The sequence below is a fragment of the Photobacterium sp. OFAV2-7 genome (assembly GCF_022347985.1).
GTDB lineage: Bacteria > Pseudomonadota > Gammaproteobacteria > Enterobacterales > Vibrionaceae > Photobacterium.
On the sequence record NZ_JAKRFQ010000006.1, the window covers coordinates 29347 to 53386 of the forward strand.

Consider the following 24040-nt stretch of genomic DNA (forward strand, 5'->3'; position numbering starts at 1 on the left):
GCTCCTTGATAGGAGCCTATTGTTCCTTTTTCCTGACCGACATCCGCCGTACCAGCGTCGGTGAGCAAATCACCGGTTCAGGAGCGGGGTGTTTGCCACCGGCAAGGCTGAGCGCCAACCTGGCGGCAATCTCTGCCATCATCTGGATCGGATAGCGGATAGTTGTCAGGCGAGGGTGTACATAACGGGCGATCAATCCGTCATCAAAACCTATTATCGAAACATGTTCGGGGGCAGGGATCCCGTTGTCCTCCAGTACCGACAGTGCGCCGGCAGCCATATAGTCGTTGTAGGCAACGATGCCGGAAATCCCCAGTGACTTGCACAACAGGTTGGTCATTGCTGTTTCGCCGCCCTCACTGTCGGGAGCGGCGTATTCGATAAAATCGGCTGGCAGGGTAATGCCATGATCGCGCAGAGCCGCGAGGTAGCCCCGGACCCGCTGCTCAACGTCCTCAATGTCGGCAACAGAGGCTATACAGGCGATCTGGCGGTGGCCATGGCGGATCAGGTACTCGGTGGCCAGATAGGCTCCCCTGAAGTTGTCCAGTGAAATACAGCGCTCGGCGATAGCCGGAATATGGCGGTTAATCACGACCAGCCCCTGTACTTCCCTGGCGTAGGCGGTGAGCTCTTCATCCGATAAGCCCTTGGCATGGATCACCAGCGCTTCGCAGCGGCTGTTAATCAGTGTCTCGATGGCCCGGCGTTCGTGTTCCGGGTTGTGGTAACCATTACCGACAAGAATATGCTTGCCGCTTTCCCGTGCTATGGTGTCGACGGCATTGAGCAGAGTACCGAAAAAGGGATCAGAGATATCGCCGACCAGCACGCCCATGGTGTCGGTGGTTCTGTTGACCAGGGCTCTTGCGCTTGCATTGGGTCGATAGCCAAGCTTTTCCATGGCCAGGTTGACGGCTTTTACCGATGCCTTGCTCGCATGGGCGGATTTATTGATGACGCGGGAGACGGTTGCCGCCGAGACTCCGGCCTCGATGGCCACATCTTTGATGGTAACCATGCTATTCCTATGGCGTTGATCGAAAAAGGTGGCCAGAAGGCCACCTGAAGAAAAGGATGTGCCTGGTGAATTATTTTACGTCCGCAATGGCGTCCATTATTTTGGTTTCGGTATCGGTATCCACAGCGCCTTCATGAGTAAACACAACGGTACCCTCTGCATCCAGGATCGCCAGTACCGAGCTTTTCTTTTGCATACCCAAAGCCTTGGCCACAATACCCTTGCTGTCCATAACATAGAGGTTGGCCGGATCGCCCTCGGCGCCTTTCTTGAACTCGCCCTTGATGAACATGCTGGCTCCCATAGGAGCGTCTTTGGCATTGATAAGGCGGCACATACGGATATCACCGGCAGCGTGCACCTTCAGGGACGTTTCCTGGTGCATGTCGTTTGCTTCGGCATGGCCGGCGTTGGCAACGAAGTAGGTTGCTTTGCCGACGAGTTCATCAGATCCCCAGGCTTCGAATGCGCCTTCCGGTGTTGCCACGCCGCCTTTGACGATTTCGAATTCCGGTAGTGGTTGACCTACAACGATGTTAGACATGAGTATTTCCTTTAATAGTGTCTTGGTTTGGATGTATCTTGATTCAGTCTGAAAAGAAAAAACCAGACCTAGAGCACCTTTGCAAAATAGTGGGCGGTGAGTGTTAAATATCGTAATTATTAATTGCCCAGTTCTCTTTTGAAGTAGGCAAAAAACCTCATCGCATCGATTTTAGGATGCGATGTATTTTCGACCTGAAGATTGTTTGGAACACTACGGCCATGTGGCAGAATGTTATTATAGGGAAGTTGTATTTCGCGTCAGCTGCATTGCAGTAGGCAATTATTTGCTTAAGCGGTAGAGTAAACCGCATCTAGTCATTGAGATATTTTCTTTTATAGTCAGATGCTTTTGCGATGATGGCTAACGGAAAGACAGGTATGATTAAGCCCAGCGAAAATATTATCTTTTCCTCTGACAGGAGCAGAAAAATACTTCCAATCATGGCCAGCATTATCGCGCAGACTATAACGTAGTGACTTTTCTTATTTTTTTGGCTAAATACAGCGTAACTTCTAATCATTTTTAAAGCTTAATATGTTATTTGCTTTAATTTAGCGGCCTATTGATAGAAAACTTAACTGTTTTTTCTTCATTTTATGAGCTGGCGAGATTACGACTCTTTCTATGTGCCGTCACGTTGTTACTAACGGCTGCCTTGGCCATGTACCTGATAGTGTTAGATAGCTGGCACGTTTTTGGACATAAGTGAGCTAGAAATTCTGATCTAACTCACCACAGTGAGATTAGTAAATATACCTTGAAGCCTTAAATTCCTGTGTTCGCAAAATGGTTGTGATACTAAATTCTATGTGAAGAGATGAGGCCATAGTCGTTTGGTAGGTTATCAATCAACTAACTCTATCCCTAAGCTTTCTAATAGGCTCAGTGCTTCATATCGTGAAAACTTAGCTTTTCTCACATTATTTTCTAGAACGTCAATAACGTACGCTGTTGAATCACTAAAATCGACTCCTTGCAATTTTGTTCTCATAAATAAACTATGCTTGAAATCACTATATGTCATTGACGAGTCAGTGTAATCACCTTCACGAAAGTCAACATCATGCAACTTGCACTCATCAAAAACTAGCTCATGTAAAGTAAGACCAAAGAAAGACGAGTCATTTAAAATACAACGTGTAAAATTTAACTCAAAGTCTACGTGATAAACTGGCCATGCTGCCTTAGTCCAATCAACACCAACCAATTTACTGTCTAGAAATTTAAGCTCGAATAGCTTTGTATTTGAAAAGTCCACCAAACTTAAATTACAACGTTCAAATGCACAATTTATGAATCTACAATTCTGAAATTTCGATGCTGAAAAATCACAATCGGAGAATTGGCAATCTTCGAATTCAATATTACTGTAATGTTTATCAGGGAAAAAAAGTTTATCAAAGAAATCTTCGAGATAGAGCTCATCATTTTTAAATTCTGTCATCATATCCTCTCAAGAGCCGAGCTCCTAAATTAAAGTGTGAACGATCCTACCACTATAATTGAACCACTCATTTAATATTTATGGGATTTTTATACAGTATCTCTTCAATAACACTGTCTAAAAAAACCAAAAATACAATAAAATCAGAGCAATAGTGAGAACTTCGAACTTAAGTAAAAACGTGTGGAATACCAAGTATTGAGGAGATATGACACCTCGAACGTCGTGAACATTGTTATGTGCTGCCAGCGTCTCTTGTTCCAGCTTGTGTTTGTCATGCTCAACTTTTGGTTCACTCAAGTTTTTAGTGGGTGCAATAAATTCGTACCCTAGCTTGGGAATGGTTTTAATAAACGCAGGAGACTTTGTCGAGTCTCCTAGCACTTTTCGAAGTGTGGAGACCGATTGAGTTAAACTAGAGTCGTCAACATAGATATCTCGGTTATTCCAAATTATCGAGATCAACTCTTTTCGTTTGATTGTTCGGTGGCTGTTTTCTAGTAGATAACAAAGTAGACGAGTTTCATTCGTTCCCAGAATTGTAACCTCTTCATTGTTATCTATCTTAAAAAGCGTATTATTCTTTGGAGCAAAGACGAATTGATTATCAATGTTGTATTTTCTTTCCATCATTAGTAAACCTTTGTCTGGTTCGCAGGATGATTGTTAGGATGGTGAGGAAGCTTTCCCCCACCACCATCTAGGACTCATTTGGTTACTAGAGCTTGATCGGTATCTATACTACTGCTTATAGGTTTATTGACATTTTCTGAGAGTGCTAAATAGACCGCAGGCAAAACAAACAGAGTAAACACGGTGCCGATAATCATGCCCGCGACCAGAATAATACCTATACTATTCCTTGCTTCTGCACCTGGCCCCACCACCAAAACTAAAGGGAAATGCCCAAGTACTGTCGCGGCGGTTGTCATCAAAATAGGTCTGAGCCTTAACTTGGCGCTGTGCACAATCGCATCGAGTTTTTGGTAGCCCTTGTACTGAAGCTCGTTAGCAAACTCGGTAATTAAAATACCGTTTTTTGCCACCAAACCAACGAGAGTAATAAACCCGATTTGCGCGTAGATGTTCATGGTTGTCATGCCTAGGAACGAGAACGACATGCCACCTGCAAGCGCTAAGGGGACGGAGCCTAACAATACAACCAATGGCGCTCGGAAGCTGTTGAATTGTATGGATAGAACCATGTAAACCACAAACAGAGCGACGGCAAGCATTGAGAATAAGCTGTTGCCTTCTTGACGCAGCTGACGAGAGCTACCGGCATAGTTCACTTGGTAGTCTTGCGGCAATATCTCTTCGGCTTTTCGCTCAAGAATATTCAATGCCTGATCGGGTGTTGTTCCCGGAACCAAACCACCTAAGATACGAAAAGAGTTAAGCTGATTAAAACGAGCAATACTACGAACCCCTATGGTTTGCTGTAAGTTGGCAATACTGTTTAGCGGGACAAAATCACCATTAGGTGTCTTTATCTGCAACGTAAGCAGCGACTCACTACTATTTAGTGTCTGCTTATCAACCATTGGGATCACGCGATACGCTTTACCATGACTATCAAAGCGTGTGACATCTTGTTCGGAGACCATCAACGAAATTTGGTCAGTCACCGCTTTGGTGGTAAGCCCCAGATCCATCATCTTCTTATTGTCGAACTCAAGTTGAGCATGAGGCATGTCTACCTTTAGATCCGTATCTACAAACATAAACATGCCACTCATCTGTGCTGCCTCTAATAGCTGATAAGCATATTGTGTCATGTTGGTGTAACTGTCTTGGGACTGGATGACCATTTCTACGTCAAACTGACCAGCCGTTGGCAACGGCATTGGTGCCGTGGGATAGACACGAAGTCCTGTGATCTGTTTGAGTGCAAAGTAGATCTGCTGTAGAGCGTCAGAGGTAGAATAAGAGCGCTGCTCATAAGGAACAAAGTTAATCCCGCTGAAGCCCCCCGATTCGGTGACGGTTTGCCACACGTTATCAACGCCATCCATTTGTAAGATGGAGCCAACAGCCTCTTGCATAAATGGAGTGCTATAGTCCAAAGAGCTACCTGACGGCGCTTCAGAAATCACAAAGAGTGAACTCTGATCTTCTACTGGTGCGAGTTCTTTTTGTGAGAACAGGTAAAAAGGAACAATCAACAGAGACAACACCACAGCGCTCGTTATTAAAGCTCGACGATACGAGAAAACACGATATAAGCCATTCTCATAGAGGACTGAAAGGTGGTCAAAGGCACGGTTTACTTTTCGGGTCAGTCGTCCTTCTTTACCTTTTTCCTGAGAGACATAGGCGCTCATAATCGGCGATAAAGTAACAGCAACGACACCCGAGAAAAGGACAGCGATCGCAAGTGTAAAAGCAAACTCTTTAAAAAGTGCGCCAGATAATCCGCTGACAAAACCAATTGGTGCAAATACCAACGCCAAGGTGATGGTCATAGAAAAAATAGGACGAATTAGCTCCCGGGAACTAATAAGCGCCGCTTCAATTCGGCCCTTGCCATTTCTCATATGACGGGCGACATTCTCAACCACAACGATGGCGTCATCGACGACAAGCCCCACAGATAGTACGATCGCTAGAATTGTCAGCAGGTTAAGAGCAAAGCCCGCTAATAATATAGCTGCGGTACTACCCAGAATAGAAATGGGAATGGTCACCAAAGGTATAAGTGCTGTTCTGAATGACCCCATAAGTAACAGGATCACAAAACCAACCAGCAGAACGGTTTCAATGAGAGTTGTGAAGATCTCCTTTAATGCATCACGCATATATTGAGTGCCATCATAACCGATGGTAATTGCAGTCCCTTCTGGCATGCGCGCGTTAATGGCCGCGAGTTGTTTATATAGCGCATCACCAATCGAGATCTCATTTGAGCCCGGTGCCGTCACAATCCCAATAAAGACCGATTCACTGAGATCAAGACGCGCTGAATCCGTCCCGCGGTCTTCTCCAAGTTCGATACGAGCGATATCTCCCAGATAAACGAAAGTGTCACCGCTTTTTTTCACGATCAACTTGCGGAAATCCTCAGTATTTTGATGCAATGCATTACTCATAATACTGATATTTTGAGTGGCACTTTCAACATGACCTAACGACGCAATAACATTGTTGTCATTTAGCGCTTGGTGCACTTCATGTGCGCCTATATTTAAACTGGCCATCTTTAGGGGATCCAGCCAAACACGAATAGCTGGCTTTCGACCACCTAGTACATCTGCGCTCTGAACACCTTCTACTGAGGCAAACCAAGGGGTAACTTCTCGTTCCAAAAAGTCCGTCAGTTCCGCCCTATCCATCGTTGCACTAGATACATTGAGGTAGAAAGTTGCTCCCGGTCTATCGACTCGGGTAACAGACACACTGGGATCTTGTGCACCATCTGGCAGCTCATAAGATATCTGACCCAAGCGAGAGTTAAGCTCGGCAAGCGCATCGGTGCTATTTTCATTAAGTTTAAGCCATACGGTCACCTTACTTAATCCTGCCGTGGTTGTTGAGTCAATATAGTCAACACCCGGCACGCTCATTGCCACCCTTTCTATGGGCTCAGTAACAAACCCTTTGACCACATCAGCGGATACACCTACGTACTCAGTGCTGATAACCAGTGACGAGCTTTCAATCTGCGGAAATTGAGAAATGGGCAAACGTTGTGATGCCATCGCTCCTGCAATGATGATGATGAGCGAGATCACTATCGCAAGCACCGGTTTTTTAACAAAGATGTCCATTATTGATCTCCCGTTGCCGCCACTAGAGGTGAGTTCGAGTGTGAACGTTCCTCTCTTGTACGAACTAACAGGCCTTCATAAAGTTTAAACGCTCCCGCTGCTGCGATTTTTTCGCCTTCTTGCAGGCCTTGGTTAATCAATTTAAACTCATCCGTTTCTGAAATAACTTGAACGGGCAATCGCGTCGCACGATAAGCTCCGGGCTCATACTCCTGAGGAACAAGCTTCATTACATACGAACCATAGAGGTCTTGGTTAACGGACGTCACTGGCACTTGATAAACAGTCACGTTATCGCTGATAGGAATTAGGACTTCCAATGGCGTATTAGGTGTGTATTGGGCCAGCATTCGACTGACCTCAGCACGATATTTTAGACTGCGAGTGGTGTTCGATATTTGCGTATCTTTGGCGCTCACTTCTGCGAGTTGAAATGAGGATGTGCCTAAAGCATCAATATTTCTCACACGTACTTGAGAACCGACCCTTAGCTCTGGATAAAACTGAGGCACACTAAACTCCACCCAAACCGTATCGGTCACACCAACAAAATTTGAGAGCATCTGATTTGCAGAGACATAATCGCCTAACGTTATATCGTGAATTCCCATAACACCGTTAAATGGTGCGATAACCGTTTTTTGGGCGATGGTCGCTTGTAGTACTTCTATCTCAGATTGAATCACAATGAGATCGGCGTACGCTTGATCAAACTGTTCTTGGCTAATTGCATTTTTTGCTAATAATTTCTTATAGCGTTGATACACAGACGTAGCGTGTCGCTCGCGAGCCTTTGCCGATTTTATTCGAGCTTGCTCTTCTGAAATATCTAGCTGAAATAACAAATCCCCTTGCATTGCACTTTCGCCAGGCTTGATCCCGACAAACGCAACTTTACCCGATAATTCTGTGAACAATTCAGTTTGCAGCGGCGACGTAGCAGTACCCAGTACACTCACAGTGAGGGCATGCTCAGCGACTTTTACAGTCGCGGCATCGACCACTTCATAATGTTCAGGGAAGGATTCAGCCATATCGATGGCCGTTTTTATTTCATTGTATTTGTAATATCCCAAGCCACCGGTCACTAAACCCAAGCTTGAAACCACCAACAGCCAAGCCTTGTAAGTAGGCTTTTTCTTTTGCATAAACTCACCATCAAAATACACTAGCAATCTCATCTGAATGATATTCGAATAATATTCGAATGCGGGTAAATTTAAATTGCATAAATATTTTTGTCAAAATATGTAAATCTTAATTGAGGTATACAGGTTTACTTGTAAAAGAAAATAACTCTTTATTATCAATAATATAATACCAACAAATTGAAGTGAAAATTATATTTATTGACAATTTTTCCCGTTTCGTAGCAGCTTGCCTGTAACGATTGACTCAACCGCGTGGATTCATTAGCATCTCTTCGAACATTATTCGAATGAAGGTACTCTATGCCTGCGCCTAAGCACACTTTCGCTGAACAAGAACAACTAATCCTAGATGCTGCGGCACAATGCATCCTCGACAGCTCTTTGATCGACTTCAAAATGTCTGCCATTGCCAAGAATGCTGGCTTATCGATGGGGTCTGTTTATAAACACATTCAGTCTAAAGAAGATGTACTGGTCGCACTGTCTGTTCGGCTCGACAACCAAGCTTCTAGTGTAATTAGAAAGATTCTTGCTTTACCTTACTCGCTTCCGGCGAAGATAGTGGCCATAAACCTTGTATCACAAGAAGCCATGTACTCTTATCCTTTTGGCTATCAGTTACTGGCAATGCTAAATAGTAAAGACTTACTCGCAAAAGCCTCAGATAAATGGCTCACTAAGCTCTCTTTGATATCTATGGAAATCAGGAGTCAATTTCAAGATGCGTTGAGAGAATCGGTACGTACCGAAGAATTGCTGTGTGCAGAAGACGAAAAAGAAGCATTGATTGAAGAGTTTATGATGTTACATTGGGCTGTGAATATTGGTTATCCGCAAATTCTTAATCAGCCGCACGATACGTATATTAACGAGGCTAAAACGAATGTTAATGTTCCACTCACTTTAGATCACCCGCTAGTACGCGCGACTATTCGTATGACAAACAGCTACCCTTGGAAAGAACCGATCACGAGAAAAGTAATGTCTGAAATACAGCAAGAACTTATCACACTAGGTTTAATATAGGCCCCTAGAAAGCAGTATGTATTCTTCTATGGTAATTAGAATCAGTAGCTAAAATTATTCTCGTTTAATATCCTAGAAAAATAAAGGGTATTGTATAGCAAAGGCCTCGCCGCAGGTTCATGGTATCACACTGACTTAAGGTAATATGGGTAGTTGGCTTAGCGTCGATAAAGAACGACCTATGGAAAAAATAGTGTGGTGGGTGTATTGCTATGGACTCTTGGGAATATTTTGATTAATGGCGATTTGGCATCTTTATTATTGTTTGGCAGTTTTCTCGCCAATGCCGTGTTTGATCTGATTTCCGTGTTCGCACGCGGTGTGAGACTTATCAAGGGCACGCTGCTTGGTGGGGGGCATTAAGCGATGATATCTGCCCCCGCTCTGATAAGGGCGGGGGGATTTAACGGCCAGAATTACCGAATGAGAGAGTGAGAGCGTATCTTACCTGTTAGCGTTCCTCCGTCGCAGGTAATGGTAAAATTCAGTGCCAACCTCTGATAACCAAGAGGGCGTCTGGTTTCACTGTCAGTACCTTCATCGACCCACTGGTTTTCCAATTCATCCAGTTGTAACGCAGAATCATTGCAATTGTAAGTCCATGACTTTCCTTCACTATTGAGATAAAAACTATTTCCCATCGATGAACTGGCATAGCCGTTATTTAGCTCGTGGGCAACCAACATATATGTATCATCCCAGCCGTCATCGATGCTGCGGATGTCTGCACTGTTGCTCTTTATATCTCCTGATGATTCAACAATATATAATAAGCTTACATTCGGATCGGGCGTGTACAGCGAATCGGTTTCAAGCGAAAGATAGGAGCGGCCTGTAATTGGGTCTTCAATCATAAGCGCAACGTCAGAGCTAGACTCGCGGCCAAACGGGTCGGTAATTTGGGCTTTGAACCGGTATATATGTCCAGGCGTCATTTCACGTGGATCAATCGCTGCCTGTGTGGCGTTGATTTGATTAACCGTTATGGTTTTGTCACCCCATGACTGGCTCCATTTAATAGAGAACGGCTGACTCTCATTGGTTACCTTTATCGGCTCTAACAGAACAGGCTCATTACTGTTAATTATTTGGTCTTTAGTGACGGATACTTCAAATGTTTCTTTGGTATCAAATGTGTAGGAGGCGTAATGTCTACCCTCATGATCCCTTAGGCTCAGAGAGTAATCGCTATCGACAGAAAGATCCTTTAGGAATCTCACTGTAACCCATGGCCCATCCGCAGAGATGTTATAGATGTCATCTGAAAGGGTAATACTGTGATAAGAATCGAACAGCTCTGCGTCCAGAAGATCCCTCGGTTCAGGCGCCGGGGCTACATACAACGTCTGAACGGGCCTGAGCGGTTGCTCGGCTGTTTTTGCTATTGCCGGGGATTGATGCGGGAAATACCAACGCTCATCAGCGTTAGCAATGCGAGTAAAATCACCGGTTTTGGTTCCGCGACGTGAAGGAAAAGCAAATACCGCTCCCGACATCATACTTGACCAGTCTACATCTGTATTTTCTTTCACACCGTTTACATTGACTGACACATTAGCCCAGTAGATCGTACTCCCAGGGCCTACCGATATAACATCACTGTTGGCGCCACGGATTTCATACTGCCCCGACGTCGGGTATTGCTCGATAACCCCCTTAAGTGGCTCGGGGGTACGCAAGGCTAATTTTCCACTAAACGATGCCGGTGCAGAAATGTCAGCTTTGGTTGTAACAGCGTAAGTGCCCTGATTGTAATCAATTATTTTTGTGGTAGCGCCATTATTAAAGAACATCGGTACTTCGTTGACCACTACAGACTCATTGCCATTTAAGGTCATGGTTAACTTGGTCGTATGGGCGGATTCTATGGTCTGAGCTATATGGGCGCTATAGCTTAGGGTATATTGCTCTCCGTACCTGTCGTATTGGAGTTTTCCGGTTTCCAGGTCCCCGCTGAACTCCAGATACTGGCCACTTTTTGTTAATTGACTAAACTTGGCAGTTGCAGATCCTGTTATTGTTTCTCTGCCTGTTATGTCACAGTCTTTTAAATCAATGGACAGTACCCGATCGCTTAAGGTCACGGAGTAGCTACCGATATGATCAAGCGTGGAGTTACACTCGCCGCTGACTTTGCCGTTATTGGCACCAAGCTGATGCAGCGCACTTATTATCAGGTTAGACATTGCCATGGGGTGTTCAAATGTTTCGAAACTCTTTGCCGCCACCACAGCATTTTGCTGATTTAATGCCGTCAGGGCATTACCTCCGCCATTACTGCTGTCACCGCCACCTCCACATCCGCTAAAAATGCCTGTTAACCCAGCCAAAACGATAAGTTTTATTCTCATTCCTGATAACCTTGCCTATAAAATTGTTATTAAGATCATTTATTTGCGATGAGAATGTTTACTCTAATTGATATTTGCGTTCAATTTGTAATCAGTGCTTGTGTGAGAGCCGCCTCCTTATGTGCAGGTGATTGGGAATATCCCCTTTGACGCAGCCATCAACGCAGCTGTGGATTTATAAAACTTGGTATTTGGGGAATGGTTAACTAAGAATAAAATAACGTCATCTTCTTAACTATTTAACGTCTAGTATCGATAAAAAAATACCGCTCAATGAGCGGTATTTGTCAGTCTTCAACCGTGTTTTCCACAGCCCCCCACTTGCTATAGGGGCATGCGTTCTTTTTCATCACTCCCCGAAGCTCAACATAGCAGCCGCACGCTCTACACACACCTTCATAGAGCTTGTCACATCCTTCACATGTCGACATTCGCTCTTGGTACGTTTCAGGCTCGACCTTAAGCTCTTCATCAATGTGCTTGATTTTCATCTCTAAGTTTGCGGCGAACTCTGCATCAATCTTTGCCATGATACAGGCTTTGCATTCGCGTAGGCTGCTAGTCATATTACTTAACCTGTAGAGAGATGATCGCACAAGCAGGGATAGTTAACTTGATGCCTTCTTCAGTGATTTTGAAATCAGTGAAGTCTTCTTCGGTTACTAGCTCTGGGTTCTCAAACGTGTTGTGAGCGTTGTATTCACCAGCAATGATAGTAGCAGTTACTTTCTCTGGCTTAAGCTCTGCGAACTCAATTAGAAGCTCTTGAGCGTCAGTCATGGACGTATTGTTAACAGTAGTAGTAACTACACCACGACGGCTAAGTGAAGTAGACTCAAATAGCTCAGCAATTTGAGCGCCTTCAACACCGATTTCTTCAACACCTTCTAGGCGAGACTCAACTAGAGAAGCGTTTTTGTGCGGCTTCATCATGTTGAATACGTGGTACGTTGGAGTTAGTACCATCTTGTCGCCTTCAGTTAGAATCATAGATTGAAGAACGTTAACTGTTTGAGCGATATTCGCCATGTCGATCTTGTCTGAGTGCTTGTTGAACACGTTTAGAGATAGTGCTGCAACTTGAGCACAGCGCATCGTGTTCTGTTGATATAGCCAGAATGGGTTAGTGCCTTCAGCAGCGTCGTACCATGCACCCCATTCGTCGATCATTAGCTTAACTTGACCTTCTGGATCGTGCTTGCGCATGATTTCAGAGTGTTTGATAACCAGACCTTCAACGTCAGCCGCGCTGCGAAGAGTTTTGTACCACTCATCAGCAACGAAGTCAGTTGCAGAGCCGCGAGGGTGATCCATACGAGGGAATGAGTAGTAGTGAAGTGCAAGACCGCTAACTTTAGCGCCTGTCATCTCGTTGATCATATCCATCTCGTCACGACCGTCATTGTTGGTCATAAGAGTTTTCATAACTCGATCAGTCCAATCGAAGTCATTACGGTTTGGACCAGAAGCGATACGGCGGAAAGGTGCGTTCCAATCGTAAGTGCGGCAGAAGTTGTTGTAGCGGCGGAACTCGTTAGCGTAGTGCTCTGGGTTAAACATACCACCACAGCCCCACATTTCGTTACCGATACCAACGTAGTCAAGTTCCCAAGGTTCTTCACGACCGTTTGCCTTACGCTGAAGAACAAGCTCAGAATCAACAGACGCTGTCATGTATTCAACCCATTCCTGCATTTCTTTTACAGAAGCTGAACCCATGTTTAGGTTAATGTAAGTCTTACAATCTAGCTGCTCACACAGTTCGAAAAACTCGTGGGTACCGAAGTGGTTTGACTCAAGAACACCGCCCCATAGAGAGTTGATGACTGGCTTACGTGTTTCTAGTGGACCAACACCTTCTTTCCAGTGGTAATCTTCTGCGAAGCAACCGCCAGGCCAACGTAATACAGGGATTTCTAGCTCTTTGAGTGCTTCAACTACGTCAGAACGCATGCCGTTTACGTTCGGGATATCTGAGTCTTTGCCGACAAAAATCCCTTCATAGATACAGCGACCCAGGTGTTCGGCAAAATGGCCGTAGATATCTTCGCTAATTTGGCCAAGTTTCTTGTTCTCATTTACGACAAGCTTTTTCATCATGATTCCCTTGAAAATAATCTGGACGGACTCACTTTGCGCCAGAACGAACAGCCAAACAATTACGATATTTCACAACTAAAACGCCCCATTTAGCTAATGTGCTGGCTGTCTCATTTCGCCTTTCCGGCGGGAGGGCGGTGGTACAAAAAAGCCAGCCCGTGAGTAACAGGCTGGCTTTGGTGAATACAGGTTTTAATAAGCTAATGGCTAGGCTTCAAGGGGTTTGCCAATTTCGAGTTCCTTCATCGCTTCGTCTTTGGCAAGCTGACGGCGTGTTTTCAGATCGGCAGACACCTTGTCTGTCTTGTCTTTGGTCAGCGGGTAGAACAGCATAATCGTGATCCCCAGCACCATGAGGGCAAATGGGGCATGGATGCCAAGCAGTTCGAAGCCAAACAGTGCTGTTTCACTTTGTTCAAGGGAGTTCGGGACATATTCGTACCAGTCAAGAATGTAGCCAGGAACGATCCCGCCCAGTGCCAGCCCGACCTTCAGGGCAAAACCAATGATCGCGTTGCAGGTTCCGTCAATGCGCAGCCCGGTTTTCCACTCCCCGTATTCAATGACATCGGGGGCGAATGACCATAGCACACCAAGTGCAATCCCCATCCCGATATTGCACAGGAACGAAACTGCAAGGATCAGGGTTGGATCCAGCGTGAACCAGATATAGCTACGTGGAGCCGCGATACAGAAACCCAGGATAAGAATCCACTTTTTATCCATTCTCGGGATAAGAGGGCGAGCCAGGATAATCCCCATAATGGTCGCAATAATTTGGCAGATCATCAGCGGGGCAAACAAGGATTCGTCCAGCAGATAGTACTTCACCATATACAGACCGGAGGCGGTCACAATGGCCGACAGGCCAAACAGGGAAATAATGGCGGCGCAGAAAATGAGCAGCGGCTTGTTGCTGACCAGATACTTGAGGATATTGCCGACACTGGCGTTTTGTTTTTTGGTGACTGTCGTCAGGTCGACATGCTCTGTACAGGTACGAAATGTCGTGATCCAGGAGGCAACGGCCATTACCGCGATGATAATTGCTGCGATCTGATACCCTTTGGCATCGTTCCCTTCACCGGCCGCTGCGACGATAGCCGGGACGGCCGCTGCAACGAAGACAGGCAGCATGGCAAAGATAGAGCGGACGTTAAGAAGCTTGGTACGCACTTCTGAGCTTGGCGACATAACCGTCGCCAGTGAGATATAAGGGACGTTGCTGGAGGTATAAATCATCCCAAAGGCAATATAGGTAACGTAGGCATAGATAAGTTTGGTTGTCTCGTCCCAGCTTGTATCGGGAACGGTAAAGAGCGATACAAACGCAATGCCGAGCGGGATGGCCATAAAACCGACGTAAGGGCGGAAGCGTCCCCAGCGGGTATTGGTCTTGTCAATAAAGTACCCCATGACAGGATCGTTAATGGCATCCCATAGTCGTGCGACAAGGAACAGGGTGCCGGCGGCAGCAGGCGCAATCCCGAAGACATCAGTGTAGAAAATCAGCAGGTAAATTGACGTGATTTGATAAACCAGATTGTTGCCGAAGTCGCCGATGCTGTAGCCAAAGACTTCCCTTTTTTTTAGCGGTTGAACTTGCTCGGACATGGTGCCTCTCTTTAATTGCCTATGTTCCGTTGGTTTTGGGTGCGTTATGCGTGATTCATACAAGGTTTACTCAGTTTGCCGAACAATGCTGCGCCTATGAAAACAGGCTAGCAATTACGATATTTAATAAATGACTATTAAGTGATGTTAATTGTGCCTGTTGTCTCGCTTTGGTATTCGCCGAAAAGGATTGGTTATGATTTTTGTTTTTAACTTGTTGTTTTGTATATGTTTAAATGGCTTTCTCTTTACTTCGTCACCATTGGGTTCTTCAGACGTCCTTTATGAAATTTAACAAGCAGTGTCTATTATTTTGCAAAAGTGCGCTAGTTCTATTTTTTATAGTTTGAGTTCAAGCAACCTAGAAAACGAAAAGAAGCTACTAATACACTAAGGACTGAAGAATGCTACTTTCTCCTAACTCTAAGGAATTCAAAGGCAACAGCGTGTTTGGTGACTGGATCATGAAATATGGTCTGCCGACGTTTAACTACAAAGCCAACCCGCTAACAACCCCTGAATGTGAATGGGAGCCGCTACCGTATCCTAAGACTCGTCAGAACTTCCATTTCATCGGCAACAAGGCGGTTTCGTTCCTGGTTGACAACTATGGTGGTACCGGCATGTGGGATGAACTGGAATGCTCACGCTGGCTGACCAAGCCCGATCATATTGATGGTGGTACGGGTCTGTCTCGCATTGAAGAGGCCGACGGCACAACATGGGGAACTTATATCAAAGAAGCGCCTGAAGGCATGACGCCCGAGCGCCACTTCGGCCCTATGTTCTATTCTGTTCATCCTGAGCATAAAGGCCTGCGCCTGGACCGGGAGATGATTTTGCCAGAAGGCGATCATCCTTGGGCTTTTGTTCGCGTTACTGTGAGCCTTGATAAAAACCAGATAGCTCGTACCGTTAAGCTATCGGAAGAGTGGGCACTTCGTCCTTACTATGCGGCAGCGATGGTGCTTCCGGAAGAACGTCGAGAGATCGCTGATGAGGTTTCTTATGAGGTTTCTCTTGGCAACCAGGTTATTGCGCAAGAAATTTTCGGTGATGACGATTTCGGTGGTGAAACCGGCGAGCCGGCCAAGATGATGATTGAGTCGTTCAACCCGGGCTTCGATGCTACAACGGACGGCGAGCAGCAGCCAACGATTACGATGACAGGTGAAGTGACCCTTCAGCCGGGTGAAAGCAAAGAATTCTATTTCCGCTTTGGCCGTTTTGAAGAGGGGACGATCGACAAGCCAGAGAGCTTCTTTGATGATACTTTGGCGGCCGCTATTGAACGTTTGCCTGCCGGTAGCTGTGATGACCTGCCTTACACCTCTGCCGAGCTGGTCTGGAATGCGTCCTCGATCTACGGCATGGTATTCAAAGATAACATTATCGGTGATTACACTATTAACCAGGGGTGTGCCTATGCATTTACAATTGGCATTAATGCAGCACCTCGTGACCCGCTTCAGTACGTGACGGCAATGGCCTACATGGAGCCTAAGCTGGCTCTTGAATGTCTGCGTAATACGCTGGGCTGGGGCTCGGAAGATGGTGACTTGCCATTTACCCTGGGCTCTGACAAAGAACCTAGTTTGATGGCGTTCCGTCCTTCGGATCAAGGCCTGTGGTCGCTTTGGGCGGCGTGTGAATATTACGCGCTGACGGGTGATTTGAAAGCATTTGGTGAAGATCAATATTACCACCCATTTCATGATCAAGAATCAATCTCTCTTAAAGAGAACCTTATTCGCCAGTTCCGCTTCTTCATCGATGAGGTTGGTCGCGGTACCGGCGGTCACCCACGTATCTGGAATGCTGACTGGCAGGATGACGTATTAGATTTCGCCGGTGCATACGATAAGGAAGCAATGATTGCAGAAGGCGGCTCGGTATTTAACTCAGCGCTGGCGGCTTATGTTCTGCCGATGTTCGCAGGCCTGATGACGAAACTGGGCGAGGACGACATTGCCGCTGAAGCCCGTAAGGAAGCGGCTGAGCTACGCGCGCTGGTAGCCAAGTCTCACAACGGCAAATACTTTGCCCGTGCGACAGTGCCAAATGGCGACATCGTCGGTGACGATATCTGCTGGATTGAAGTCCAGGCGTTTGCGCTATTGTGTGGTGCGGCGGAAGATGCCGGCATGGTTGATACAGTTCTGCAATATGTCGATGACTTCAACGCGAAAGACAGCCCACTGGGTGCCCGCACCATGTTCCCTCACACCGGTAAGGGACGGGCATCTCGCGGGGGTGTCTGGTACACCATCAATGAAAAACTGATTGCCGGTGCGGCTAAGTTCGGTCGCAAAGACTGGGCTGCCCGCCACCTGGAAATGATGAGCCTGCATAACAAGACTCTTGCTTATCCTGATCGCTTCAACGGTGTTCTTTCAGGTCCCGATGCCTGGAACGCCCCGGAATCAACGCTTAATCCGGGTGAGTCTTGGGAAGGCTGGAACCCTGAGAACAAAGGTGGCGGTGCCGATGGCGAGGTCATCCCAGAACAACAAAATGGTGGCAGTGTAGAGAAACTTGATGAAGCCCTAGTCCAAATGGCGATGTACGCATCGATGCAGTCATTCCCTATCGCCAATACGCACTCCCATACCAACCCGATCCTGGGTCTGTTGCACTACGGTGGCGTGTTCGTCAACGAAGATTGTGAACTGGAAGTGGGAACGGGTATCGAGTTTGAAGCGCCGCACTGGAAACTGAACAAAGACGGCTCAGGCTGGATCATGACGGATCAGGAAATTACGGTTCACTCACCAAACGGTACATTTACCGGTACGGGCAAAGTTGAATTCTAATTGCTGACGTAACTGTTAAAGCCCTCCCCGCGAGGGCTTTTTTGGGGAGAAATGAAATGCAGGGAAAAATCATCGGGCTTGCCATCTTGGCGGCCTTTTTGGCTATTGGGGTAACGGCCTGCGGGATCCAGTTTCTTGCCTGGGTAGCTGCGGTAGCCGCGGGTCTGTTTCTTTTCTGGGGACTGATGGTTCGCTATAAGCCTCGCACTGTCGGGCGGTTTGTGACCTTTTTACTTGGCTGTCGCAAGATTGCAGATGTAAAGCGCAGCGACAAGCAATCGGATGACTGGCCGGTCTGGTTTGCCAGACAAGAGAAAGAAGGCTGGAAAATCAGCATTGAGCACAACCATAAAACGCAATGGTCAGAGGATGTCGGCCCGGACAATGCGCTTCCCGAGTATCCGCGTCCGCAACTGGTGCGTGAGCGCTGGATGAACCTCAACGGCCTCTGGTCGTTCAATGTCCTCGACAAAATGCAGGATACCAACGAGGCATTCCCGGGCCAAATTCTGGTACCGTATCCGGTCGAAGCTGCGCTGTCCGGTGTTGGCCGCCCTGTCTACGGGGGGGAGAAAATATGGTACAAGCGCACGTTTACGGTACCTGCAGAGTGGGAGAGTGACGAGCGTATCGTACTTCACTTTGGCGCTGTTGACTGGCAGGCCAGGGTGTATGTCAATGGCCAGTTTCAAACGGAGCATGTCGGTGGTTATACCCCGTTTTCTGTCGATATTACCGATGCTGTCGATCATCTTGGCGAAAATGAAATCGTTGTCGAGGTCTATGATCCGACCGACTCCGGTGAGAAAAGCCGTGATGCCCGCCAGCTTGGCAAGCAGTGTCTGACGCCGAGCATGATCAGCTATACGCCTTGCTCCGGGATCTGGCAGACTGTCTGGCTCGAGCCGGTTGCACCAACTCGCATCGAGCAAGTGGTGACGACTGCCAATATCAAAGCCGGTGTCGCCATGCTGGATGTGCTGACCAATCAGCCAACCGCCGGTTTCAATACCCGGGTCACTATCAAGGGGGAACCGACCTCTGTTACCGTACCAACCGGTCACCCGATTATTGTTGCGCCCCAAGAGGTTATTCTCTGGGATTCCGACAATCCGCACCTTTATGAAATCACTGTTGAGTTGCTTGATGGCGACAGGGTGGTTGATCAGGTCGAGACTTACTTTGCCATCCGCGAGCTTGGCAAGAAGAAAGTGAACGGCAATGTTGTCTTTACCCTGAATGACAAACCGGTATTCCATCACGGCCCGCTTGATCAGGGGTACTGGCCTGACGGCAATTACTCTCCGGCATCAGATGAGGCATTGGTCTGGGATCTGGCACAGATAAAGGCGATGGGGTTCAACATGACCCGCAAGCATATCAAGGTTGAACCGGCGCGCTGGTATTATCATGCCGACCGGCTGGGCATCATGGTATGGCAGGATATGATCAGTGCGTCAGGCTTCGCTGCTCCGCCGCGAGATCTCTGGGTCGACTACCTGCAGCATGCTGCTCCATTTGGTGTCAAGCACATTAATATTCGGGACAACGATTATCAGGGCTGGGGACGCTCGGACGCTTCCAAGGCGCTGTACTATCAAGAGCTGGAAGAAATGATTATCCACCTGCGTGTGTTCCCGTCTATTGTTTGCTGGATCCCGTTCAATGAATACTGGGGCCAGTTTGATGCCGCGGCGGCAACCGACTTTGTCAAGACGCTAGATAGCACACGTATTGTGAATAACGTGTCGGGCTTTTACGATCAGGGAGTAGGCGATGTCTATGACCTGCATGTGTACATGCAAGATCTCAAGCCGGTTGTTGATCCGGTGAACTACCGTGCCTGTGTTATCGGTGAATACGGTGGCCAGACATGGGCAATCGAAAGCGAAAAATTCAACGAGAAAACGTTCGGCTACGGCAAAAACGAGACCCAGGCTGAGTTTAAGGCTGCATTTACCGATGTGATGCACCGTCAGATGCTCCCTGTCATCGAAGCCGGCCTGGCGGGTACCGTCTATACCCAAATCACCGACGTCGAAAGCGAGATCAACGGCCTTATTACCTACAACCGCAATGTTATCAAGATCCCGGTTGAGGAAGTGAAGGCGATCAATGACAAGCTGTACCAGGCGTTCGACAAGCGTAATGCGCCCTCAGTGAGCTCGGCCAATACGGCGGCTCCGGTTACATCGTCACTGGCCATTGAGCAAGGCAGTAGTCACTAATGGGTTGTGTCGGTAAAACACATCCATAGATAGTTAAAAAAGATAGCTAAAGGCCGGTATGTCCGGCCTTTCTATTATCTGCTCTATCCTGTGTCGAACAGTATCAACCAATGTTTGAGGTTGTCAGCCTGCAGGTGTCTCGGCGTTTTCAGCTTGCCGGGCGGTTTGTTGGGTGGCATTGGGGTCAATATTGGTTTCAACGTCATTCACATAAAAGTCAATGGTCGGGACCGGAGCAAATTCCAATTTCGCTGACTCGCAACCATAAAGAAAAACTATTGCGGCAACTATGAAAATGTACTTTTTCATTTTGGCGCCTCTCTGTAGTGGATTTAACTGCGAAAGCAACAATAATATTAATATATATTTTCTTTAAATCCATTTTAATTTCTAAGAGTCGCCGGTAGTCGTTTTTAGTGTTCGATGTACATTATTTGTGCGATGTTATTTATTCTTAAATAAAGCGGTGATAAAAAAACGCTAGTCCTACGCAGAAGGCTAGCGTTTTGTGACAATCGGCAGGGTATTACGTTCATGGCTCTGTGAACGAGGCTAGATCAGGAACATGGCTGAGACCTGCTGCTAGCCGTTATTGTCAAGATTGCATGATAGCAAGTAGCTGGCAGCCTCAGCATCGGGGTTGCTTCGGCGGTATTTACACGCATCATCTGCGGCGAGAAAAACCAGTACCAGCATCATGACGATCCAAATAGCCTGCTTTTTACACATAATGACAGTCCTTATCTGTGATTAGGCCCAGTTTGCCCCTTTTGCCGCGGCAATTCAGTTATGATTTTTCACATCCCGTCTCGTCAAAATGCCAAACTTGCGCTGGTTCTGATTTTTGCGCGCCGCTACACCCGTCACTGGCATACCGGGCAAGAAATGTCTTGATCAGCTCGTTTTTTATCTCGTCATTTGCCCGGTTAAGTGTCGGCGCCTGGAAGATCGCCGGCCAGAACAGGGCACCGCTGACCATCGACCAGAACACCTCGGCGGCAAGAGGGGGATTGTCGGTAGTAATCCGCTGATCGGCTCTGGCGGCTTCGAGCCAGAGCGCGAGGGTGTCTTCCGAATCATCAATTTGTGTCATGATGTTTCTGGCCAGCTCAGGGCATGAAACGAAGGCGCCCAGGGTGATTTTCATCAGATCGAGCCAGGCCGTATTGTTCACCACAGCCAGCTTGGCCTTGGCAAAGTCGTTAAGCTGGCTTTCAAGGCTGCGATCCCGAGAATAGCGGATCTGTTTGCGTTTGCCCGTTTCGACCATAAATCGCTGTAATACGGCCCTCAGCAGCGTTTCCTTGTTGGAAAAGTGATGATAGACAGTGCGCTTTGACACCCCTGCCAACTCAGTTATCGCTTCGATGGTGGCATTGTCGTAACCGGTTTGACGGAATACCTTGACGGCGGCATCGAGGATCAGTGTACGCTTTTTGCTGGCGCGGTTTCTGTTCTGCGGCATGCTGATTTGGCTCGCTGTGGGTAGTTGGCGTGAATAACAAAGGGCAGCATGCGCTGCCCTCATAGTGTCGCTGTCGGGACCAAGTCCGGATCAGGCAATCAGGCTTGGCTCCTCCTGCTTGCAGCTCACCTCAAGCTTGGACAGCGCAGCGTTGTCTGAACTGTTACCGACATAAAGCTGGTAGTCGGTGAACTCAAAGACAAATTGCTGCTGGCTTTCATCGAAGTATTCCAGCTCCTTGAGCATGACATCGATTTGAACCGTTTGGGTTTCGCCCGGTGCCAGATAGACCTTCTCAAAACCTTTAAGCAGTTTTTTGTGGCGTTCGACAGATGAACCTTCGCTGCCGACATAGACCTGGACAACTTCGCCGCCATACCTGTCGCCGGTATTGGTTACATCGACCGAGACGCGGATACAGTTATCAAGCTGCTGTGTCGTGTGGTTGGCAATGTCGAACTGGGTATAGCTCAGACCGAAGCCAAACGGATAAAGTGCGGTTTTCGCCTCTTTGTCCAGCAGGGTATAGCCGTGGTAGAAACCGTATTCGACCTCGTTGCCTTTGTTGTCGAACGGACACAGGTCGTTGACCGAGCGGACGATAGAGAAAGGCAGTTTGCCGCTTGGGTTGACGTCGCCAAACAAGATCCGCACCCAGGCAGTACCGCCTTCCTGGCCCGGGTACCAGTTCTGCAGGATACAAGGTACCTTGTCAGCCCAGCCGGCGATGTCCAGCATCGAGCCGGAAATCAGGTTGACCACAGTGTTCGGATTGATCCCGGCCAGGGCCTCGATAGCCTTGACCTGCGAGCGGCGAATACCCAGGTTGGCACGGTCACCACCGACACCTTTGCCTTCCTCGTCGGAGGCTACCGGCAGCTTCTGTCGCTTGAGGTTAAAGCGAACCAGTTTGGCGAGCCAAGGGTGGCCCATATTTTGGTAGCCGTCCGCAATCAGGCTGTAGTCGACATCCTGATCCGGCACCAGGTATTCGCCTTCATCGGTGTGGTCAAGGCCGGCAACAATCAGAACGGCATCAGCCAGGCGGGCATGCTGCTTTGCTTTGTCCAGATCGCGCTCGCTGCAGTGCACAATCTCCACGGTGTCGCCGAACTCGCGTTTGAGCGCATCGAGATAGGTGACCACTTTTTGTGACTGTACCCGGCTTGAGCCCTGGTCGCCGACACATTCCTTGCCGGCCATATCACCGACAACCAATAGCTTTTTCACCGTCTTGGTCAGCGGCAGGATATCACCGTCATTTTTGAGCAGGACCATGGATTTCTCGGCCACGTCGAGGGCGACCAGATCATTGTCACGCGTGGCGACCATGTGTTTGCCGTAGTTGAGCTTGTCCTGCTGGGTGGTGAAAGCCAGTACGGTTCGGATCACCCGGCGGGCGGCCTCGTCGACATAGTTGACGTCGACTTCGCCGGCCTCGACCAGGGCCAGTAGTTTTTGCTGATAGTGCACCGGGGTTGGCATCTCGACATCCATCCCGGCTTCGAGTGCCTTCTTGGTATCCCGGATCCCGAACATGAAATCGGACGAGGTAAAGCCCTCAAAGCCCCACATCTCACGCAGGATCTCTGTTAGCAGCTTTTTGCTTTCGCAGGCATGATCGCCTTCCATCTTGTTGTAGGCACCCATCAGTGACGCCGCACCGGCGTCGACAACACATTTCCTGAAGTGGGGCAGATAGACTTCGTGCAGGGTGCGCTGGTTATCGAACGTCACATTGGTCCGGAAACGGGTATTTTCGATGTTGTTGACCGCATAATGCTTGATACAGGCCATAATGTTGTGGTCCTGGACCGTTTCGGTCAGTACCTTACCGAACTCACCGACATGGTAGGGATCTTCACCGTACGTTTCCTGGGCGCGCCCCCAGGCAGGGTGACGAAGCAGGTTGATGCATACCCCGGCGAAATAGTTACCGTTCTGGCCGCGTACCTCTCTGGCAATCACTTCACCGACTTTACGTTCCACGTCGCGGTCAAAAGAGGCGCCGCGGGCCATTGAGATCGGGAAACAGGTCGACTTGCCCATTGAAACACCGCGGGGGCCGTCGGAGAAACCTACCGGCGGGATCCCGAGACGTTCACAGCCATTGGTTTCGATAGGCACCGGATTGTAGGCATCCTTGTATTTAGACACATTCTCGATCATTTTCCAGTTACCGTTGAGCAGCCAGACCTTTTCTTTCAAGGTCATCTGGCTGAGCAGGGATTCTGTTTTCTCCTCGATGGCTGCCTTATCGACGCCCATGGCTTTGTACATCACAGTCACTCTCCTGAAGTAAATTTGTCAGTCGAGTTAAGGGTAGGGGTTTAGAAAAACAGGGCAATTATGATATTTCACACCCTTAATCCTGGATATGTTTTCTTTTATCCGGGTCAACATGTACTGCATGATTAATATATTTATATTTAGCTAATCGTGCATAAGGTGAAGAGAGTGAGTATGTCTCATGGATAAAAATAGCAAACGATGACCATCATTAATGGCGGTGG

General features: G+C 47.7%; 18 protein-coding genes. 4 read left to right on the plus strand and 14 right to left on the minus strand.

The genetic code is table 11. The annotated features are described in order from the left end of the window. Positions 1-16: 16 nt before the first annotated feature. The 6 genes from MHN01_RS01635 to MHN01_RS01660 form a co-directional block, all read right to left on the minus strand. Positions 17-1021: a substrate-binding domain-containing protein gene (locus tag MHN01_RS01635; protein ID WP_239409739.1), complete on the minus strand. Its 1005-nt coding sequence runs from the start codon at positions 1019-1021 to the stop codon at positions 17-19. 70 nt (positions 1022-1091) lie between these two features. Further along, on the minus strand, positions 1092-1565 hold the full coding sequence (locus tag MHN01_RS01640) for a YtfJ family protein (protein WP_239409740.1): 474 nt from the start codon (positions 1563-1565) through the stop codon (positions 1092-1094). An 847-nt stretch (positions 1566-2412) separates the two neighbouring features. Next, the gene (locus MHN01_RS01645; protein ID WP_239409756.1) at positions 2413-3012 is read right to left on the minus strand and encodes a pentapeptide repeat-containing protein; all 600 of its coding nucleotides are present in this window, start codon (positions 3010-3012) and stop codon (positions 2413-2415) included. A gap of 117 nt (positions 3013-3129) precedes the next feature. Continuing rightward, complete coding sequence (locus MHN01_RS01650; RefSeq protein ID WP_239409741.1) at positions 3130-3645, minus strand: winged helix-turn-helix domain-containing protein; 516 nt, start codon at positions 3643-3645, stop codon at positions 3130-3132. Positions 3646-3719: 74 nt separating this feature from the next. Further along, positions 3720-6779: an efflux RND transporter permease subunit gene (locus tag MHN01_RS01655; RefSeq protein ID WP_239409742.1), complete on the minus strand. Its 3060-nt coding sequence runs from the start codon at positions 6777-6779 to the stop codon at positions 3720-3722. After that, the gene (locus tag MHN01_RS01660) at positions 6779-7927 is read right to left on the minus strand and encodes an efflux RND transporter periplasmic adaptor subunit (protein ID WP_239409743.1); all 1149 of its coding nucleotides are present in this window, start codon (positions 7925-7927) and stop codon (positions 6779-6781) included. The genes MHN01_RS01655 and MHN01_RS01660 overlap by 1 nt, the downstream gene beginning before the upstream one ends. 303 nt (positions 7928-8230) lie before the next feature. On the opposite strand from MHN01_RS01660, the gene MHN01_RS01665 reads away from it, so the two are divergent. Continuing rightward, on the plus strand, positions 8231-8956 hold the full coding sequence (locus MHN01_RS01665; RefSeq protein ID WP_239409744.1) for a TetR/AcrR family transcriptional regulator: 726 nt from the start codon (positions 8231-8233) through the stop codon (positions 8954-8956). A 195-nt stretch (positions 8957-9151) separates the two neighbouring features. After that, positions 9152-9319: an NnrU family protein gene (locus tag MHN01_RS01670; protein WP_239409745.1), complete on the plus strand. Its 168-nt coding sequence runs from the start codon at positions 9152-9154 to the stop codon at positions 9317-9319. 53 nt (positions 9320-9372) lie between these two features. Here MHN01_RS01670 and MHN01_RS01675 read toward each other — a convergent pair whose 3' ends face one another. The 4 genes from MHN01_RS01675 to MHN01_RS01690 all read right to left on the minus strand — a co-directional run bounded on the left by MHN01_RS01675 (position 9373) and on the right by MHN01_RS01690 (position 15021). Continuing rightward, the gene (locus MHN01_RS01675) at positions 9373-11307 is read right to left on the minus strand and encodes a hypothetical protein (RefSeq protein ID WP_239409746.1); all 1935 of its coding nucleotides are present in this window, start codon (positions 11305-11307) and stop codon (positions 9373-9375) included. A 287-nt stretch (positions 11308-11594) separates the two neighbouring features. Beyond that, on the minus strand, positions 11595-11873 hold the full coding sequence (locus tag MHN01_RS01680; RefSeq protein ID WP_239409747.1) for a DUF6171 family protein: 279 nt from the start codon (positions 11871-11873) through the stop codon (positions 11595-11597). A 1-nt stretch (position 11874) separates the two neighbouring features. Beyond that, complete coding sequence (locus tag MHN01_RS01685) at positions 11875-13407, minus strand: alpha-N-arabinofuranosidase (protein WP_239409748.1); 1533 nt, start codon at positions 13405-13407, stop codon at positions 11875-11877. Between the two features lie 207 nt (positions 13408-13614). Further along, positions 13615-15021, minus strand: coding sequence for an MFS transporter (locus MHN01_RS01690; protein ID WP_239409749.1), 1407 nt, complete (start codon positions 15019-15021; stop codon positions 13615-13617). Positions 15022-15425: 404 nt separating this feature from the next. Here MHN01_RS01690 and MHN01_RS01695 point away from each other — a divergent pair, with 404 nt between their 5' ends. Next, positions 15426-17834, plus strand: coding sequence for a GH36-type glycosyl hydrolase domain-containing protein (locus MHN01_RS01695; RefSeq protein WP_239409750.1), 2409 nt, complete (start codon positions 15426-15428; stop codon positions 17832-17834). 56 nt (positions 17835-17890) lie between these two features. After that, positions 17891-20062 carry a glycoside hydrolase family 2 protein gene (locus tag MHN01_RS01700; RefSeq protein ID WP_239409751.1) on the plus strand — a complete coding sequence of 724 codons (2172 nt, stop codon included), beginning with the start codon at positions 17891-17893 and terminating at the stop codon, positions 20060-20062. A 123-nt stretch (positions 20063-20185) separates the two neighbouring features. Here MHN01_RS01700 and MHN01_RS01705 read toward each other — a convergent pair whose 3' ends face one another. The 4 genes from MHN01_RS01705 to MHN01_RS01720 form a co-directional block, all read right to left on the minus strand. Beyond that, positions 20186-20371: a hypothetical protein gene (locus MHN01_RS01705; protein WP_239409752.1), complete on the minus strand. Its 186-nt coding sequence runs from the start codon at positions 20369-20371 to the stop codon at positions 20186-20188. Positions 20372-20644: 273 nt separating this feature from the next. Continuing rightward, the gene (locus MHN01_RS01710) at positions 20645-20791 is read right to left on the minus strand and encodes a hypothetical protein (RefSeq protein WP_239409753.1); all 147 of its coding nucleotides are present in this window, start codon (positions 20789-20791) and stop codon (positions 20645-20647) included. A gap of 58 nt (positions 20792-20849) precedes the next feature. Next, positions 20850-21527 (minus strand): TetR/AcrR family transcriptional regulator, encoded by a 678-nt coding sequence (locus MHN01_RS01715; RefSeq protein WP_239409754.1) that lies wholly within the window; start codon positions 21525-21527, stop codon positions 20850-20852. Between the two features lie 90 nt (positions 21528-21617). Next, on the minus strand, positions 21618-23807 hold the full coding sequence (locus tag MHN01_RS01720) for a glycoside hydrolase family 3 protein (protein WP_239409757.1): 2190 nt from the start codon (positions 23805-23807) through the stop codon (positions 21618-21620). Positions 23808-24040 lie beyond the last annotated feature (233 nt).